Annotated in this window: 13 protein-coding genes; 8 read left to right on the top strand and 5 right to left on the bottom strand. The window is 47.0% G+C overall.

Annotated features, from left to right (window positions below; translation table 11 throughout):
- The first annotated feature begins 167 nt into the window (after window positions 1-167).
- The gene (locus HU824_RS13475; protein ID WP_217994203.1) at window positions 168-2,492 is read left to right on the top strand and encodes a TonB-dependent receptor; all 2,325 of its coding nucleotides are present in this window, start codon (window positions 168-170) and stop codon (window positions 2,490-2,492) included.
- A 15-nt stretch (window positions 2,493-2,507) separates the two neighbouring features.
- Window positions 2,508-4,721: a peptidase domain-containing ABC transporter gene (locus HU824_RS13480; protein ID WP_136010047.1), complete on the top strand. Its 2,214-nt coding sequence runs from the start codon at window positions 2,508-2,510 to the stop codon at window positions 4,719-4,721.
- Between the two features lie 293 nt (window positions 4,722-5,014).
- Here HU824_RS13480 and argS read toward each other — a convergent pair whose 3' ends face one another.
- Both argS and HU824_RS13490 read right to left on the bottom strand, forming a co-directional pair.
- Window positions 5,015-6,832 carry an arginine--tRNA ligase gene (gene argS, locus HU824_RS13485; RefSeq protein ID WP_176469119.1) on the bottom strand — a complete coding sequence of 606 codons (1,818 nt, stop codon included), beginning with the start codon at window positions 6,830-6,832 and terminating at the stop codon, window positions 5,015-5,017.
- 156 nt (window positions 6,833-6,988) lie between these two features.
- Window positions 6,989-7,255 carry an HU family DNA-binding protein gene (locus HU824_RS13490; RefSeq protein WP_136010045.1) on the bottom strand — a complete coding sequence of 89 codons (267 nt, stop codon included), beginning with the start codon at window positions 7,253-7,255 and terminating at the stop codon, window positions 6,989-6,991.
- Between the two features lie 244 nt (window positions 7,256-7,499).
- On the opposite strand from HU824_RS13490, the gene HU824_RS13495 reads away from it, so the two are divergent.
- From HU824_RS13495 to HU824_RS13520, 6 genes are all read left to right on the top strand, one after another.
- The gene (locus HU824_RS13495) at window positions 7,500-8,183 is read left to right on the top strand and encodes a rhomboid family intramembrane serine protease (protein WP_168354310.1); all 684 of its coding nucleotides are present in this window, start codon (window positions 7,500-7,502) and stop codon (window positions 8,181-8,183) included.
- Window positions 8,164-9,054, top strand: a complete 891-nt coding sequence (locus HU824_RS13500) for a rhomboid family intramembrane serine protease (protein WP_176469120.1) — start codon at window positions 8,164-8,166, stop codon at window positions 9,052-9,054. The genes HU824_RS13495 and HU824_RS13500 overlap by 20 nt, the downstream gene beginning before the upstream one ends.
- Window positions 9,055-9,139: 85 nt before the next feature.
- Window positions 9,140-10,240, top strand: coding sequence for an endonuclease/exonuclease/phosphatase family protein (locus tag HU824_RS13505; protein WP_136010043.1), 1,101 nt, complete (start codon window positions 9,140-9,142; stop codon window positions 10,238-10,240).
- A 35-nt stretch (window positions 10,241-10,275) separates the two neighbouring features.
- Window positions 10,276-12,360: a M3 family metallopeptidase gene (locus HU824_RS13510; RefSeq protein ID WP_136010042.1), complete on the top strand. Its 2,085-nt coding sequence runs from the start codon at window positions 10,276-10,278 to the stop codon at window positions 12,358-12,360.
- An 82-nt stretch (window positions 12,361-12,442) separates the two neighbouring features.
- A complete protein-coding gene (secDF, locus tag HU824_RS13515; protein WP_176469121.1) occupies window positions 12,443-15,439 on the top strand; it encodes a protein translocase subunit SecDF in 2,997 nt (998 codons plus the stop codon).
- A gap of 172 nt (window positions 15,440-15,611) precedes the next feature.
- Window positions 15,612-17,582: a family 20 glycosylhydrolase gene (locus HU824_RS13520; RefSeq protein WP_176469122.1), complete on the top strand. Its 1,971-nt coding sequence runs from the start codon at window positions 15,612-15,614 to the stop codon at window positions 17,580-17,582.
- Window positions 17,583-17,930: 348 nt separating this feature from the next.
- On the opposite strand, the gene HU824_RS13525 is transcribed toward HU824_RS13520, so the two are convergent.
- From HU824_RS13525 to HU824_RS13535, 3 genes are all read right to left on the bottom strand, one after another.
- Window positions 17,931-18,110 (bottom strand): hypothetical protein, encoded by a 180-nt coding sequence (locus HU824_RS13525; RefSeq protein ID WP_176469123.1) that lies wholly within the window; start codon window positions 18,108-18,110, stop codon window positions 17,931-17,933.
- Between the two features lie 463 nt (window positions 18,111-18,573).
- Window positions 18,574-19,161: a DUF6549 family protein gene (locus HU824_RS13530; protein ID WP_016274611.1), complete on the bottom strand. Its 588-nt coding sequence runs from the start codon at window positions 19,159-19,161 to the stop codon at window positions 18,574-18,576.
- Window positions 19,154-19,753, bottom strand: a complete 600-nt coding sequence (locus HU824_RS13535) for an N-acetylmuramoyl-L-alanine amidase (RefSeq protein WP_016274610.1) — start codon at window positions 19,751-19,753, stop codon at window positions 19,154-19,156. The genes HU824_RS13530 and HU824_RS13535 overlap by 8 nt, the downstream gene beginning before the upstream one ends.
- Window positions 19,754-19,755: the final 2 nt, after the last annotated feature.

A 19,755-nucleotide genomic window follows, 5' to 3' on the forward strand; every position in this document is an offset into this window, starting at 1 on the left:
CATAAGCGGCCTTCAATTTGACCGCTAAGCTACGAATTCAAATCCGTTTCATTCTAAAGGACTGCTTAAAAGACTGTATTTCAATAATTTCAAAGACCGATTAGCTAACTTTTATTGGACAGTAGTGAATGCGTATATTTACGCCACTTTAAATCAATAATCAATACATGATACCGATGAAACGTATTCTCTCTCTTATCTCAGCCATCGTGTGCAGCCTCTCGCTGCTGCATGCGCAAACGACCGCCATCACCGTAAGCGGCAATGTGAAAGACAAAGACAAGTCGCCGCTACAAGGCTGTACCGTATATTTCATACAAGCCGACACACTTGTGGGGGGCAGCATCACCGACAAGAAGGGCGACTTCTCCGTAAAAGGCCTACAGGCAGGAGACTATGTCTGCCGCGTGTCCATGGTAGGATTCAAGAAAATAGAACACCCCTTCAAGCTGACAGGAAGCGTGCGCCTGCCCCAGTTCACACTGCAGGAAGATGCCACGCAGCTGAAAGAGGTGACCGTGACAGGCGACAAGCGCAACATCGTACACAGTAGTGCGGGAAGTACCACCTTCTTTCTGTCCGAACATGCCAAGAAGGCGAAGACTGCTTACGATGCACTGTTGGAAGTACCCAAACTGGTGGTGAACCCCATCGAACGCAACATCAAACTGCTCACGGGGGAATCTCCCATAATTCTGATAGACGGGGTCAATCGACCGGGTTACATCAACGTGATGAATCCCGAGATTATAGAGTCCGTGGAGATTATAGACGTACCGGATGCACGCTACTTAGGCGAGGAGGGCGTGACTGCCATCCTGAACATCCACCTGAAACGCGTGGCTACCCCTACCTATGTCAACGGAAATATTTATGCAAACCATGCCCTCACCTACCGGTATGGAGTGACAGGTGGGGGAGCCGAACTGGGGAATGCCAAGTCGTCCCTATACTTGAATCTCCAGAGTTTCTACTTCTCCGATACCAAGAGCAATGAGTATTCGGAAAGCCAATCGGGGGACATCAGGCGCAAATTCTCCGGAGAGCAACTCTATAGCGCCAACAGCTACTACGCAGCATTGGGGGGAGACCGCATCTTTTCGGACAAGAACTATGCCGCCTTTGCCCTGAAATACATCAGTAACCCCTCGGACACCGAAAGCCACAGACAAGGAAACGTGGAATATGCCTCCGAACAGAAACAGTCGGATGCCACAGTCTACAACCAGTCGGACAACAAATACCATCTGGCCACCGCCTATCTCTATTACAAGCACTCCTTCAGCAAGCATCAGTCGCTGGAGGCCACCGGAAACTACTCCTACAGCTATTCCGGTTCCATCGGGGAGCAGCAGGAGCATAACGATTTCTACCAATACCATAACCTGATAGACTACATCAACGACCGGCACTACGGGAAGTTGGATTTGGACTACACAAACCTCATACAAGGCAAATACTCCCTCACAGCCGGCTCCAACACTTCTTATTCAAGCACCAACATAGACGACAAGGAAGATTGTTTTCCGGTGTACAACTACAAGAAGTGGCAAGAATACCTGTATGTCGGCTTCAACAACAACCGTTCGGGAGGCAAGTTCTTCTATTTGCTTTCCATAGGGATGGACATGCTCTTCACCGAAGCGGATGGGGTAAAGAACCATTACATAGACGTGCTTCCCTCCGTGGCACTAATTTATAAGTTCAATCAGAAACACAACTTGAACCTGAGCTACCGGCGCCATCGCTACAGCCCGACACTCAGCATGCTGAACCCGCGCAACACCTCTACCGACAGTTTGCTCATCAATCAGGGTAACCCGTATCTGAGACCCAGTTTCCAAGATCAGGTCCGGCTCTCTTACAAACTCAGCTACAAAAGCCTGTTCCTTGAGCCTTACATCTCCTACAGCTATTCGTCGAAGCTGATTAATGCCGTCGGTACGCTAAAAGACAACATCTATATCCAGTCTTACCGGAACCTCCTGTGTGCCAACTTCCTTAACGCGGGAACCTCGGCCAACTACAACTTGCCTTTCGGCAACATAGGCATGAGCGCCTACTACGAGAGAAGATATCAGAAAGGAATGACCTTTGCCAACGCAGATCTGTGGAACTTCAATATGAATGCCTATCTATACTACAAGCAGGTATCGCTCTCGCTGAACATGGGCTATACGACCGCCAGCTACGGCTACACCACCAAATCGGAAGGGACACCCTACAGCAATGCCAACCTCTCATGGAATCTGCCCAAGAACTGGAGAGTCTATGTGATGGGACAATATTTCGTAGGAACCGGCATGTGGTCGAAGTCGTGGGTGAAGGACGAAGGGTACACCTCATACAAGGCCAATTACCTGACAGACCGCACCCCCACCTTCTCAATAGGTGCCTCATATACCTTCAAGAACAAGGTGCAGAACAAGTGGAGACAGAAAAAGCAGTTCAATAATGATGATAGAGAATTGCAGGGCATAGGGGTGAAATAACTTAATTATATATTGATGATATTCAAGCCCCGTTTCCACCACATCAAGCAACCGGACGCCATGGAGTGCGGAGCCACCTGCCTCCGCATGATAGCCCGTCATTACGGCAAAATGTACTCTGCCGAAGCCATGCGCCGGATATGCACCGTAGGCCACAACGGGGTGTCCATGCTGAGCTTAAATGAAGCGGCCGTCAAAATCGGTTTCCGGACGGTCTGCGGACGAATGACCGTAGAGAAGCTGGTGGAACAGCATCCTTTTCCGTGCATCCTGCACTGGAACCAAGAACATTTCGTGGTGTTGCACCGCGTGGAAAGAGACCGAAAAGGCAAACTGAAATTCCACATCGCCGATCCGGGGAAGTACCTGCTTGCCTTAGACGAAGAGGCTTTCCGCAAGGCATGGACACCCGGCGAAGGAATGCAAGGCGAAAAAGGAATACTGATGGCGCTGCAACCCACCTCCGTCTTCCACTCGCTGAAAGAGGAAGTAGGCACGGAACGTTCATTGTCTTTTCTCTGGAGCTATCTGAAAGACTACAAGAGCCTGTTCGGACAACTGATTGCAGGACTGGTCATCGGCAGTGGACTACAGTTGCTCTTCCCCTTCCTGACGCAGGCAGTGGTAGATAAGGGAATAAACGGAAAGAACCTGAACCTCATCTACTTGATTCTGCTGGGGCAGCTGATGCTGACCATAGGAAGGACTTCGGTCGACTTCATACGCCGGTGGCTGTTGCTGCATATCAGCGTACGCATCAACATAACTCTGCTGTCCGACTTCTTCCTGAAACTGATGAGACTGCCCATGTCCTTCTTCGACACCAAACTGAAAGAAGACTTGATGCAGCGCATCAACGACCACCAGCGCCTCGAACAGTTCATGGCCGCCCAGACGCTGAATACCCTGTTCTCCGTCTTCAGTTTCCTCATATTCGGCGGGGTGTTGCTTTACTACAGCACCGCCGTGTTCGCCATCTTCTCAGGCGGATGCCTGATATATGCATTGTGGATTTGTACCTTCCTGCAAAAACGCAAGGCCATGGACTACGAATTCTTCGACCTCTATGCACGAAGACAAAACAAGACCATCCAAATCATAGACGGTATGCAGGACATCAAATTGCAAAACTGCGAACAACGCAAATGCTGGGAATGGGAAGACACACAAGCCGACTTGTTCCATACCAACATTGCCTCCATGAAACTGCAACAGACGCAAGAGGGAGGAAGCCTCTTTATCAACGAGGTGAAAAACATCCTCATCACCATCGTGACGGCAACCGCAGTGATAGAGGGGCAGCTCACCTTGGGAATGATGCTGTCCATACAATATATCATCGGCCAGCTGAATGTCCCGATAGAACAACTGATGCGCTTCATCTACTCCTGGCAGGATGTCCGGCTCAGCATAGAACGAATCAACGAGGTTCACCTGAAAGAAAACGAGAACACACATCGGAAGGTAATCGATTTCCATTGCAGCCGGGAAGACATCCTATTGAAAAACGTGACGTTCAGCTACAACGGCTCTCATTCCCTCAAAGTTCTCGAAGATATCTGCCTAAGAATCCCCAACGGGAAAGTGACGGCCATCGTGGGTGCCAGCGGCAGCGGAAAAACCACGTTGCTGAAACTATTATTAGGATTCTATCCGCCCGCATCGGGCGACATCCTGATAGGTGAGCATCGGCTGAACGAGATAAACCTCCGATTCTGGCGCAGCTTGTGCGGAGTGGTCATGCAAGACGGTTACATCTTCTCCGAATCAATAGCGCGCAACATCGCTTTAGACAATGAAGAGATAGATTACGAACGTATGCTGTCTGCCGCCCGAATAGCCAACATCACGGAAATGGTGGAACAACTGCCACTGAAGTACGACACCGTCATAGGTGCCAACGGACAAGGCATCAGCCAAGGACAACGACAGCGTATCCTGATAGCCAGAGCCGTATACAAGAGCCCGGCCTTCTTGTTCTTTGATGAAGCCACCAATTCCCTGGATTCCGGAAACGAACGACTGATAGTGGACAATTTGCAGAAATTCTACCAAGGAAAAACTACCGTCATCGTTGCCCACCGCCTAAGTACCGTGAAGCATGCCGACCAAATAGTGGTGTTAGACAAAGGAAGAATATCGGAAACCGGCACACATGACGAACTAATCCGAAAGAAAGGGACGTACTACAACCTGATTAAGAACCAATTGGAACTAGGGAACTCATGACTAAAAAATTAAAGGAAAACAACCACAGCAATTTTACAAACGAAAACGATTGCCACAGTGACAAAGTGCGCCGTATTATCGAGCAAAAACCAGCTTTTATCGTGAGGTGGGGAAACACATTGCTATTGGCAGGAATACTGGTACTCCTTCTGGTTATCTTGATAAGCAAACAATAATAAAGAGAGGTGCAGCAAAACGACTTGCTACACCTCTCTTCCGGCTTCGCCCCGCCCTAACACATCATTCCGTATCATCGGCAGTGGCAAAGATAAGATGTTTTTCAACAACCAAACTTACATCCTATCCGGCACCTCAATTCCCAGTAAGCCCATACCTAAACGTACCACCTTGGCTACATTCTCGGACAACGCAAGGCGGAATACCTTCACCGCTTCGTTCTCCTCACGCAGGATGCTGAAGTCGTGGTAGAACTGGTTGTATTCCTTCACAAGGTCATACGTATAGTTGGCAATGATGGACGGGCTGTAATCCTCACCTGCCTGCTTCACAATAGCGGCAAAGTCGGCAACCATCTGTATCAGTCCCTCTTCCTTCTCACTCAGTTCAATGCCGGCAGGCAACTGGGCAGGGATTTCGATACCGGCCTCTTTTGCCTTGCGCAGAACAGACTGGATACGTGCATAAGTATATTGGATGAACGGGCCCGTATTGCCATTGAAGTCGATGGACTCTTTTGGATTGAATGTCATGTTCTTGCGGGCATCCACTTTCAGGATGAAGTACTTCAAGGCACCCAGACCGACGATACGGGCGATATCGTCCGCCTCTTCTTTCGTCAGACCGTCCAGTTTGCCCAGTTCGTTGCTGGTCTCCTTGGCTGTATCAATCATCTCCGCCATCAAGTCGTCAGCATCAACCACGGTACCCTCGCGGCTCTTCATCTTGCCTTCGGGCAGTTCTACCATGCCGTAAGAGAAATGCACCAAGCCTTTTCCCCATTCAAAGCCCAACTTGTCGAGCAGAATAGAAAGCACCTGGAAGTGGTAGTTCTGTTCGTTGCCCACTACATAAATCATCTTGTCGATGGGATAATCTGCAAAGCGGAGTTTGGCAGTACCTATATCCTGCGTCATGTAGACGGATGTACCGTCCGCACGCAACAACAGTTTGTGGTCCAACCCCTCACCCGTGAGGTCCGCCCACACGGAACCGTCTTCTTTCCGGTAGAAGAAACCTTTCTCCAGGCCCTCCATCACTTTCTCTTTCCCTTCAAGGTAAGTGTTCGACTCGTAATATATCTTATCGAAAGTCACGCCCATCATGCGGTAAGTCTCGTCGAAACCGGCATACACCCAGTCGTTCATCTTCTTCCAAAGCGCACGTACTTCGGGGTCGTTGGCTTCCCACTTCACCAGCATCTCACGGGCTTCCTTCATTAAAGGAGATTCGGCTTCCGCCTTTGCCTTGGCCTCTTCCTCATTCATGCCTTCGCTTTGGAACTTCGCCATCAACTCCTTCACTTCCGCCTTGTAGTGCTTGTCGAAAGAAACATAGTAATCGCCAATCAGGTGGTCGCCCTTCTTGCCGGATGATTCGGGAGTCTCACCATTGCCGTACTTCTGCCATGCCAACATGGACTTGCAGATATGAATTCCACGGTCATTGACAATATTGGTCTTTACTACCTTATTGCCGTTGGCAGCCACTATATTAGCCAGCGCATTTCCCAAAAGATTGTTGCGTACGTGGCCCAAATGGAGCGGTTTGTTGGTGTTGGGAGAAGAATACTCAATCATCACCAACGGAGAGCTGTCAGTAGCAGCCATGATGCCGTACTGCTTGTCCGCATGAATGCCATTCAGCAATTCTATCCACGCGGAAGAGGCAATGGTCAGGTTCAGGAAGCCTTTGATGACATTAAATGCAGCAACCGAAGGTTCGTTTGCCTGCAAGTATTCACCGATTTCTTGTGCCGTCTGCTCCGGTCCCTTCTTGGACATGCGGAGGAAAGGAAATACCACCAACGTGAGGTGTCCTTCAAATTCTTTCTTGGTTTTCTGCAACTGCACTTGTGCGGCAGGAACATCCTGCCCGTAAAGCGCTTTCAGTCCGCCGATGACGGACGCTACCAGTTTCTGTTCTATATTCATGATTCAAATGTATTTTCCTGCGTGCAAAGATAACGTAAACCAAAATCAGTACAAAACAAGCAGGCTTGTTTTTATTGACCCACAAGATATTCAACATACAAAGAGGGGACGCTCTTTGCAAAACGTCCCCTCTTTGTATGTTGAGTATACTGTTATCTATTCAGCTGTCAATTCCGCACCCGGTTTGAATTTAACAACTTTCTTTGCAGCAATCTCGATAGGCTTTTTAGTAGAGGGATTGATACACATACGTGCTCCTCTTTCCACCACACTGAAAGTTCCGAAACCAACCAATGATACTTTATCACCGGCTTTCATCGCCTTAGTGACTGATGCGGTAAATGCATCCAATGCTTTCTTTGAATCCGTCTTTGACAAACCAGACTCCGCTGCCATAGCGCCAATAAGCTCCGCCTTATTCATAATACTCAAAATTAATAATATGTTACACAAAATATTTTTTCACTTTTCAGTACAAGCCTCTACAAAAATAGAGCAATATTTCTGAATATCAAATAAAAACATAAAAAAACATTGGAAAACAGCGAAAAAGAAGGAATAGAATTTGCTTTTTCTGTTATAGAACAGAATTTATTCGTATTTTTGCCGGAGAAAGCAAAGACAGGCAACTGTTTTTAAACCATAAAATGAATTGAAACAACAGATTATGAATACCATACCTACTATAACCAAGAACCTCTTAATCATTAATGTGCTGATGTTTCTGGGCACCATTGTCGCCCAAAGCTACGGCATCGATCTCGCTCAATATTTAGGATTGCATTTTTTCCTTGCCGAAGAGTTCAATGCTGCTCAATTAATAACATATATGTTCATGCACGCCGGATTCACGCACATGTTTTTCAACATGTTTGCCGTATGGATGTTCGGACGTATTTTGGAGCAGGTATGGGGCCCAAAACGGTTTCTGTTCTACTATCTTGTATGTGGTATGGGAGCCGGAATTATCCAGGAAGCGGTACAGTACATTCATTACGAGACAGTGCTTTCTGCCTACGACAGCGTGAATACCGGCATGGCCATCATCCCGATGGAAGAATATCTCAACATGATGACTACCGTAGGAGCTTCGGGCGCAGTATATGCCATTCTGCTGGCATTCGGCATGTTATTCCCCAACCAACAGATGTTCATCTTCCCGCTACCGGTTCCCATCAAAGCCAAATATTTTGTTATCGGATATGCCTTGATTGAGCTTTATGCCGGATTTGCAAACAGCGCAGGAGACAACGTGGCCCACTTTGCACATTTGGGTGGTATGGTATTCGGCTTTATCTTGATTATGTACTGGAGAAAAAAGAACAGAGGAAATGGCTACTATTATAACTGATTTGAAAGAAAACTTCCGCAGGGGGAATATTTATATCCAACTGATCTACATCAATGTAGCGGTATTCATACTCACTACGCTAACCGAAGTCATGTTCCAGTTGTTCAACCGGAGCATAGTAGGCGTATTCGAATGGTTGGAACTGCCGGCATCAATCCTACGCTTCATCCTGCAACCGTGGTCACTACTGACCTATATGTTCATGCATGCAGGATTCATGCACATTCTTTTCAATATGCTGTGGCTTTACTGGTTCGGTGCACTGTTCCTGAGTTTCTTCTCTGCAAAACATCTGCGGGGTGTATACATTCTGGGAGGAATTTGTGGCGGTTTGCTCTATATTGCCGCCTATAACATTTTTCCGTATTTCCGTCCCATGACAGACTATTCGTTCATGCTGGGCGCCTCTGCCTCCGTACTTGCCATTGTAGCCGCCACCGCCTATCGCGAGCCCAACTATCCGATACGGCTGCTGCTGTTCGGAACCATGCGGCTGAAATACCTGGCACTGATTGTTATAGGTACTGATTTGCTGTTCATCACCTCCAGTAATGCCGGCGGACACATCGCACATTTAGGAGGTGCGCTGGCTGGGTTCTGGTTTGCCGCCAGCCTCAGCAAAGGCAGCGACCTGACCTCATGGATAAACAAATGCCTGGATGTCTTGGTTTCCATCGTTAGCTTCAAACCCCGAAAGCCGAAAATGAAAGTACACTACGGTACCAGTAAACAAAAAGATTATGATTACAACGCGCGGAAAAAAGCCCAATCCGACGAGATAGACCGCATTCTCGACAAATTAAAGAAATCGGGATACGAAAGCCTTACTACGGAGGAAAAGAAAAGCTTGTTCGACGCGAGTAAACGTTAAACAAATGGAAAACGGAAAGTGGAAAATAAGAAAATAACCGCTACTCTTATTTTCAGTTTTCACCTTTCAATTTTCAACTATTATAATGAAGCATTTAGGTAATTTTGTCGCCCTCCTGATTTTGGCGGTCAATGCCTTGTTTACGGGCTTGCTGCTGTTTACCGCCTACAGTCCGCACATCCAGCCGGTCACACATCCGGTGCAGTCGTGCCTGGGACTGACATTTCCCGTTTTCCTGGTGATAAATATAAGTTTCTTCATCTTTTGGCTGGTCATCCAGCGTTACAGAACCGCATTGCTTCCTTTGATAGGATTACTACTTTGTTATTCACAAATACGCACTTATCTACCCATCAACTTTCATACAGACAAGCTGCCTGAAACAAGTTTCAAATTACTCTCCTACAACATCATGGGATTTGACGGCGCCATCAAGCAGAATGGCAAGAATCCCATACTGACTTATTTAAAAGAAAGTAATGCCGATATCCTCTGCCTCCAAGAATACTCCACGACGGAATCATCCCGGCACCTTTCGCAAAAAGATGTGGAACGGGAACTCAAGGCATATCCATATCACCGCATCAACACGGTGGGCAGGGAAAAAGGACACACCAACAAGATAGCATGTTACTCCAAGTATCCGATTCTCTCGGCACGCGTACTGGATTATTCCAGCGAGTACAACGGTTCGGTACTCTATGAAGTAAAAATAGGAGAGGACACAGTTACCCTCATCAACAATCACTTGGAGTCCAACAAACTGACCAAAGCTGACAAAGCCGTGTACGAAAACATGTTGAAATCCCCTGGAAAGGAAAAGGTGAAAAGCGGTATGCGCCTGCTCATACGCAAATTGGCAGAAGCATCGGCCATCCGCGCTCCGCAAGCAGATGCAATCGCACACGAAATAACAACTTCACCACATCCTAGTATTATTGTATGTGGTGACTTTAATGATACCCCCATCTCCTATACTCACCGTACTATCGCCCAAGATTTGGATGATGCATTCACCGAATCGGGACGGGGATTAGGAATTTCCTACAATCAGAACAAATTCTATTTTCGGATAGACAACATACTGGCCAGCAAGAACCTGAAAGCCTACAATTGTACAGTAGACCGCTCCATCAAGGATTCAGACCACTATCCGATATGGTGTTATATCACCAAGAAGAATTGAGAATTAATACTTAACATTTAATACTTTAGAAAACAATGTTCAAAAAATGTATTCTAACTTTAGCTGCAAGTTGTATGATGTACTCCTGTGCCACCCGGACGGAAAACAATCCGTTTCTTACCGAGTTTCAAACCCCCAATGGTGTGCCTCCATTCGATAAAATCAAGTTGGAGCACTATGAACCTGCATTCCAGAAAGGTATAGAAGAGCAGAATGCCAATATCCAAGCCATCATTGACAATACAGAAACCCCCACTTTCGAAAACGTCATTGTTGCCCTCGACAAAAGTTCGCCCACCCTGGACCGTGTAGGCGGTGTATTCTTCAATCTGACCGAAGCCGAAACTACCGATGAACTGACAGCCCTTTCCATGAAACTGGCTCCGACACTGGCTGAGCACGAAGACAACATCTCGCTCAATCAGGAACTTTTCAAGAAAATAGATGCTGTCTACAATCAGAAAGAAGCTCTCGGCCTGACCCGTGAGCAACAAAGACTGCTGGAAAAGACTTATAAGGACTTTGTCCGTTCCGGTGCCAATCTTCCGGCCGACAAACAAGCCCGCCTGCGCGAAATCAACAAGCAGCTCTCCACGCTCGGAATCACGTTCAGCAACAACATCCTGAACGAAAACAATGACTTCAAGCTTTATGTAGGAAAAGAGGAAGACCTCGCCGGACTTCCCCAATGGTTCCGCGAAAGTGCCTTGGCCGAAGCCCGTGCCACCGGACAAGAAGGCAAATGGCTGTTCACCCTGCACAATGCAAGCCGCCTGCCTTTCCTGCAATATTCAGCCAACCGCCCGCTACGCGAGCAGATGTACAAAGCCTACATCAACCGTGGCAACAACAATGACAAGAACGATAACAAGAAAATCATTGCCGACATCGTAAGCCTGAGACTTGAAAAGGCACAACTGCTGGGTTTTGACTGCTACTCCAACTTTGTACTGGACAATACAATGGCAAAGAACTCCACCACCGTGATGGAATTCCTCAACAACTTGTGGAACTATGCACTCCCCAAGGCAAAAGCCGAAGCAGCCGAACTGCAAAAGCTGATGGACAAAGAAGGCAAAGGAGAAAAACTGGAAGCATGGGACTGGTGGTACTACACCGAGAAACTGCGTAAAGAGAAATACAACCTCGAAGAAGAAGATATAAAGCCCTACTTCAAGCTGGAAAACGTACGCGAAGGCGCTTTTATCGTTGCCAACAAGCTCTACGGCATCACGCTGACAAAACTCGAAGGCATCCCCGTCTACCATCCCGATGTAGAAGTGTTTGAGGTGAAAGCCGCAGACGGATCACAAGTGGGTATCTTCTATGTGGATTATTTTCCCCGTCCCGGCAAGAGCGGTGGTGCCTGGATGAGCAATTACCGCGAGCAGCAAGGCAGCATACGCCCATTGGTATGCAATGTATGCAGCTTCACCAAGCCCGTAGGAGACACTCCTTCCTTGCTGACCATTGACGAAGTGGAAACCCTGTTCCATGAGTTCGGCCATGCCCTGCACGGACTGCTGACCCGATGCCAGTACAAAGGCACTTCAGGTACTAATGTCGTGCGCGACTTTGTGGAACTTCCTTCACAAATCAACGAACACTGGGCCACCGAACCCGAAGTGCTGAAAATGTATGCCAAGCATTACAAAACCGGTGAAGTCATCCCCGACAGCCTGATTGAAAAGATATTGAACCAGAAAACGTTCAACCAGGGCTTCATTACTACCGAATTGCTGGCAGCCGCCATCCTCGACATGAATCTGCATAACCTGACTGATACGAAAAGCATTGATGCCGTAGCATACGAAAAAGAAGCAATGGACAAGCTGGGACTGATTCCTGAAATAGCGCCGCGCTACCGTACCACATACTTCAATCACATTATCGGCGGCTATGCAGCAGGCTATTACAGCTATCTATGGGCCAATGTTCTGGACAATGATGCCTTCGAAGCTTTCAAAGAACACGGCATCTTCGACAAGCAGACAGCCGACCTTTTCCGCCAGAATGTTCTGGAAAAAGGAGACAGCGAAGAACCGATGACTCTCTATAAAAACTTCAGAGGTGCTGAACCTCAATTAGACCCGATGTTAAAAAATCGCGGTATGAAGTAAGATTTGTGAAAAAAAAGCTATATTTGCAGCCTTGTATGCAACAGAATCTAATTAAAAATAATCATAATAAACTAAAAGTAACATGCAAAACAAAGGATTTGTAAGGGTTTTTGCGATATTGCTCACACTGGTGTGTGTGTTCTATCTTTCCTTTTCTTTTGTGACTCGCCATTACACAAATAAGGCTAAAGAGTTTGCAAAAGGCGATGTGAAAGTAGAGCAGGACTACCTCGATTCTCTAGCTAATGAGAAAGTGTATTTTGGCAATTGGACGCTGAAACAATGTCGTGAGATGGAAATCAGTTTAGGTCTGGACTTGAAGGGCGGTATGAACGTCATCCTTGAAGTCTCCGTACCCGATGTCATCAAAGTATTGGCTGACAACAAGACTGACGAAGCATTCAACCAAGCATTGGCCACTGCCGCCAAACAAGCTACCACGAGTCAGGATGACGTTATCACCTTGTTCGTCAAAGAGTATCACAATATTGCTCCGGGTGCTCCTCTTTCACAACTGTTCGCAACCCAACAATTAAAAGACAAAGTAACTCAGAAGTCTACCGATGCCGAAGTCGAGAAAGTATTGCGCGAAGAAGTAAAGGCAGCTGTTGAGAACTCCTACAACGTACTTCGTACCCGTATCGACCGTTTCGGTGTAGTTCAGCCCAATATCCAAAGTCTGGAAGACAAAATGGGACGTATCATGGTGGAACTTCCGGGTATCAAAGAGCCTGAGCGTGTAAGAAAATTGCTACAAGGTTCTGCCAATCTGGAATTCTGGGAAACATACACTGCAAAAGACGTTACTCCCTATCTGCAAGCTGCCGACAACAAGTTGCGTGCCATCGTTGCAAGCGAAACTCCGGCAGAAGAGGCAGACAACGCAGCCGCCGAAACTCCTGCCGCAACACAAGCTACCAGCACAGCCGACAGTCTTGCCGCTGCTTTAAAGGGCGAGAGCAAGACACAAGCTGTAGACCTTGCACAGATAAAGAAAGAACATCCTCTGCTCGCTATATTGCAAGTCAACCCAAGCGGTCAAGGTCCGGTAGTAGCTTATGCCAACTATAAGGATACTGCCGAAATCAACAAATACCTCTCCATGCCGGAAATCCAGGCTGAAATGCCGAAAGATTTACGTTTGAAATGGGGTGTTTCTCCTTATGAATACGATCCGAAAGCCCAAACTTTCGAACTTTATGCAATCCGTTCTACAGAACGTAACGGCAAAGCTCCGCTGGAAGGTGATGTAGTAGTAAATGCCAAAGACGAGTACGACCACTACGGTAAACCAGCCGTAAGTATGTCTATGAACACTGACGGTGCACGCCGCTGGGCTCAGCTCACCAAACAGAATATCAACAGGAGTATCGCTATTGTACTGGACGGCTATGTTTACTCTGCACCGAACGTAAACAATGAAATCACCGGCGGTAACTCACAAATCACCGGTCACTTCACTCCTGAACAAGCAAAAGACTTGGCGAATGTATTGAAATCCGGTAAAATGCCGGCTCCTGCACACATCGTACAAGAAGATATCGTAGGTCCTTCATTGGGACAAGCTTCCATCAACGCCGGTATCATGTCATTCATCGTGGCATTGATTCTGTTGATGATTTACATGTGCTCCATGTACGGGTTCATTCCAGGTATGGTGGCCAACGGCGCTCTGGTTCTGAACTTATTCTTCACGCTGGGCATCCTTTCTTCTTTCCAAGCAGCCTTGACAATGTCCGGTATTGCCGGTATGGTGTTGGCACTGGGTATGGCTGTGGATGCCAACGTATTGATTTACGAACGTACCAAAGAAGAGCTGCGTACAGGCAAGGGCGTGAAGAAGGCTTTGTCCGACGGTTATGCCAACGCATTCTCCGCTATCTTCGACTCCAACTTAACGTCTATCATCACCGGTATCATCTTGTTCAACTTCGGTACAGGCCCTATCCGTGGTTTTGCCACCACTCTGATTATCGGTATCTTGATTTCGTTCTTTACTGCCGTGTTCATGACACGTCTGTTCTATGATTATTTCATGGGCAAAGACAAACTGCTGAACCTGACATTCTCTTCCAAGATTTCCAAGAACCTGATGGCGAACGTACACTTCGACTTCATGGGCAGAAACAAACTGTGGTTGAGCATCACCGGAGCTGCCGTAGTTGTATGTATCGCTTTCCTTGCTATCCGTGGCTTGAGCCAAAGCATCGACTTCACTGGTGGACGTAACTTCAAGGTACAGTTTGAGAACAAAGTGGAACCGGAACAGATCCGCGAACTTATCTCCAGCAAGTTCGGTGATGCCAATGTAAGCGTTATTGCTATCGGTACAGACGGTAAGACTGTACGTATCAGCACGAACTACCGCATTGAAGAAGAAGGCAACAACATCGATTCTGAAATCGAGGCATATCTGTATGAGACTCTGAAACCTGTATTGACCCAGAACATTACACTGGAAACTTTCATCGACCGCGAAAACCATACGGGTGGCAGTATCGTCAGTTCTCAGAAGGTAGGTCCGAGTATCGCAGACGACATCAAGGTATCAGCCATCTGGTCTGTTGTACTTGCATTGATTGCCATCGGTATCTATATCCTGATTCGTTTCCGCAATATTGCATACAGTATCGGTTCAGTAACCGCACTGGCATGTGACACTATCATCATCCTGGGTGCCTACTCTATCTGTTGGGGTTGGATGCCGTTCTCTCTGGAAATCGACCAGACCTTCATCGGTGCCATCCTGACAGCTATCGGTTACTCTATCAATGACAAGGTGGTAATCTTCGACCGTGTACGCGAGTTCTTCGGTCTTTATCCGAAGCGCAACAAGATGCAGTTGTTCAACGAATCATTGAATACGACTCTGGCACGTACTATCAATACTTCACTGAGTACCTTGATTGTATTGCTGTGTATCTTCATCCTCGGTGGCGATTCTATCCGCAGCTTCGCATTCGCCATGATTCTGGGTGTTGTATTCGGCACAATGTCTTCTCTGTTCGTTGCATCTCCTATCGCTTACACGTTGATAAAAGACAAAAAGAGCAATGAACTTAATGAAGTTTCAAAATAAGAAAAACTTTATTGTTAATAATTAAGCTATTAAGGGACTATTCATTTTTGGATGGTCCCTTAATAGCTTAATTATTAACAATGAACATCAAAGTCCATAGCCCTATCAGGATTCTCACATATTTTTCGTGCTTTTTATCAAAACTATTTTTATCTTTGCCCAAAATACCAACATGAAAACCGTTAACCGTTTTTTCACAGCATGTCTCTTGCTGTTATCAGTCTGCACCAATCTGGCAGCAGCTGTAAATCCCAAACCGTTTGTAATCCCCGAGTTAAAGGAGTGGAAAGGGGCTGAAGGCACTTTTGTCCCCACCACAAAAACAAGAATCGTTTGCCCCTCCGGAGATCCGGAACTGCTGCGTATAGCCCGGCTCTTTGCCGAAGACTATGAAACGATGTTTGCCTGCAAGCCCGAAGTCATCCAAGATAAGGCTGCTGCCGGTGACTTTGTACTGGCATTGCGCACAGACAAGAAACTGGGCAAAGAAGGCTACAGTATTAAAGTGACCGACCGTGTGCAAATCAGCGCGCCGGAACCAACCGGCATCTATTGGGGCACACGCACCCTGCTCCAGATAGCCGAACAAACGCCCAACCATCAACTGCCCCAAGGCACCCTGCGCGACTGGCCCGACTATGCCATCCGCGGATTCATGATAGACTGCGGACGCAAGTTCATCCCCCTTCACTTCCTGCAAGACTATGTCAAAATAATGGCCTACTACAAGATGAATACCCTGCAGATTCACCTGAACGACAACGGCTTCAAACAATACTTCCAGCAAGACTGGAGCAAGACCTACGGCGCCTTCCGTCTTGAGTCCGACACTTATCCGGGCCTTGCCGCCGAAGACGGACACTACACGAAAGCCGAATTCATCGACCTGCAGAAGCTGGCCGAACAACGCTTCGTCGAGATTATCCCCGAAATCGATGCTCCCGCCCACACACTTGCCTTCACCCACTACAAGCCCGAAATAGGCAGCAAGGAATATGGCATGGACCACCTCGACCTCTTCAATCCCGAAACTTACACCTTCATGGACGGACTCTTCAAAGAATACCTCGAGGGTGATACTCCCGTGTTCCGTGGTCCCAAGGTGCACATCGGTACCGACGAGTACTCCAACAAGAAGAAAGACGTCGTAGAAAAGTTCCGCGCCTTCACCGACCATTACATCCGCTACGTGGAAAGCTTCGGCAAGCAGGCCTGCGTATGGGGCGCACTGACCCATGCCGACGGCGAGACACCCGTGAAATCGGAAAACGTCATCATGAGTGCGTGGTACAACGGCTACGCCCAACCCAAGGAAATGGCTAAACAAGGCTACAAGCTCATCAGCATCCCCGACGGAATGGTATACATCGTACCTGCGGCCGGCTACTACTACGATTACCTCAACACGGAGATGCTCTACAACAAGTGGACGCCTGCCCACATCGGCAAAGAAGTGTTTGAGGAACAAGACCCCGCCATTCTGGGAGGCATGTTCGCCGTATGGAACGACCACGTAGGAAACGGAATCTCCACCAAAGATATCCACCACCGCGTCTTCCCTGCCATGCAGACTCTGGCCGTCAAGACGTGGACCGCTGCAAAAACCACGCTTCCCTACGCCGACTTCGACAGGCTGCGCCACCGGCTCAGCGAAGCGCCGGGCGTGAACCAACTGGGCCGCATCGAAGGCGGGCCGGGACTGGTGTACGAACAATCCGCCGTAACTCCAAGCAGCCGCACTCCTCACCGCGAAATCGGCTACGACTACCGCGTCACCTTCGACATCGACGGAGCCGCCGAGACCCCGAACACCATACTGTTCCGCTCGCCCGACGCCGTCTTCTACCTTGCCGACCCCATCCGCGGCATGCTGGGCTTTGCCCGCGACGGATATCTGAACACATTCAGCTATCGCATCCACCAAGGCGAGCGCATGAACATCGGCATCGAAGGTGACAACAAAGCCACCCGCCTGCTGATAAACGGCAAGGTGGTAGAGGAGTTGAACATCGAAAAGCGGCTCTTCGACGAGGGAAAAGCGAAGATGAACTACGTGCGCACGCTGGTATTCCCGCTGCAAGAAACCGGAGAGTTCAAGAGCAAAGTCACCAACTTGAAAGTATATAAGAAGACGGCCGATTAACAAAACAAGCCGACCGGTGCGAATACAGAGGCACGGGAGTCGTCGAGAACCTGCCACGGACAAACATCCGGTTCACTACCTTTTCAAGCACTGAATTACACGGATTTCACAGAAAGAACAACCAATAAACGCGAAATCCGTGTAATCAGCGCCCAAAATCATAACATCAAAAGTAATTTTCACCCTTCATCACCTTCACCTCGGTCTCCAATCTCCCTATTCATCGGCTTTTCCGGTGAAACTCCTTTTTTGCATTACCGCATCTCACAACCGTTAACGCACCTATCTCATCAATTGTACAACCCTCCTTGGCAGAGCACCTTCTGCCGACAGTCAACTGATTATGAATCAAAGGACAAGCACTGCAAAATTCTGAAACAGTTTTGCAGTGACACTGCAACTATACTTGCAGTAGCGCTGCAACTGTTGTGCAGTAGCGCTGCAACCGTTATGCAGTGACAGTGCAAACAGCTTGCAGAATCTTGCAGCCATGTTCATCACCGTTGCGTTGCCACCACATTTTTCCATTGCAGTGAAATTGACAACAAGCCAAACTACAACTTCCCGTCACTCAACGGGAAAGCGAACACAAACCCAAACCACTTTCACCGGAAAAGCCGATGAATAGGGAGATTGAGAACAGAGGTGAAGGCGGTGAGGAATAAAAACAAGCATCAGAATGAGGGCAAAAAATGGAATGAAAGTGGTACCTCGGAGGGGAATCGAACCCCTATCTAATGTTTAGGAAAGTCTTGTTCTAATTCTAATAATCAGTGGATTACAACGGATATTGTGATTTTTGTAGAATATTTGTAGAAATAGTATGATAATTAGGCTTTCTACAAAGAAAATGGAAAACCCCACTTCTACAAAAAAGAAGCGAGGTTTTCACTAATGCAACACCGATATAAATTCGGCACTACAAAGATAGACAAAACGTGCGTACTTCTCAGTATGCACGTTCTGAAATGAAAAAAGTATTCTACAAAAGCTATTTTTTTAGCTCTATATATTCAGTATATGTAATTTTGTTGTGTGGATTTGAATTTACAACTTCCATTTTTATAGCCTTCACTCCAAATCGGAAGAAAAGAAACTTTTTCGGTATCTTATGTATGATATGGTGTAACGTGTCGGCACTTTCTATCTTAGCAGATAATACCCCTTTGTCAATAGTTCCCATTAAATCTATCCAAGAATCACGCCATCGAAAATTTGAAAGAGTATCAAGCTGGTTGCGATATACTATGCTATCACGTACTTCTGTTTTTATTTCTATTTCCGTTTTGGTTGCTGTTGTTGTAGCTGCCTGAATGCGTTTGAGCTTTATATTCAAATCATCTACTGTTTTGGTAAGACCCTTGTTTTTCTTCTCCAGCTCATTTTTCGTCAATTCCAACCTTAAAACAGAAGTAGCGTTTTTCCCTGATTCTGTTTTGTAGTGTTCCACATCTGAAAGCAATGCTGCTTGATTACTATCCAAGCGATCACGCTCTTTCTTTACGCTATCCAATCGTTTAAATAGAAAGATATTTGCCCCTATGAGTAAAACAAGCGCAATAAACAAAAACTTACGCATAATCTTCTATGTATTTAAGGATTGAATCAACGTGTAACTGGATAATTTGAGCCTTTCCTTCTGGAGATAGTAGAAACTTACAATCGGTTTCATTATCCATAAAGAAATTTTCCGTCAAAACAGCCGGGCATGAAGTCTTTTTGAGTATGTAGAAGTTACTTTCCCAATCTCCATCCCCATCCGACCAATCACCTCTAATTTTCCAAGTTCCTCCAAACATTCTGTTAGCTATATCCCAGAATATTTGCGCCAAATCATCAGCTTTTGTTTTTCCAGGACTGGTATGTATTTCCCATCCCGTACCCTTGCCAGTTCCAGAAGCGTTACAATGAATAGAAACAAGAAGCGTTTTTGTTTTACCGTATCGGGCTGCTATCTCGTTTGCTCTTCTGGCTCTTTCAGCCAAAGGTACATCTATATTTTCCTTTACCAACAATTCAATATCTATACCTTTTGCTCGTAATTGATTATATACGCCTCTGGCAATTTCTCTGGCATATTCCCACTCAAATAACTGTGATCCGTCCGACCACTTCGGAGATCTTTTACCTGGTGTATTTTCACCATGTCCGTTATCAATTAAAATTTTCATAA

The organism is Bacteroides sp. L10-4, assembly GCF_013373675.1.
Taxonomy (GTDB): Bacteria; Bacteroidota; Bacteroidia; order Bacteroidales; family Bacteroidaceae; genus Bacteroides; species Bacteroides muris.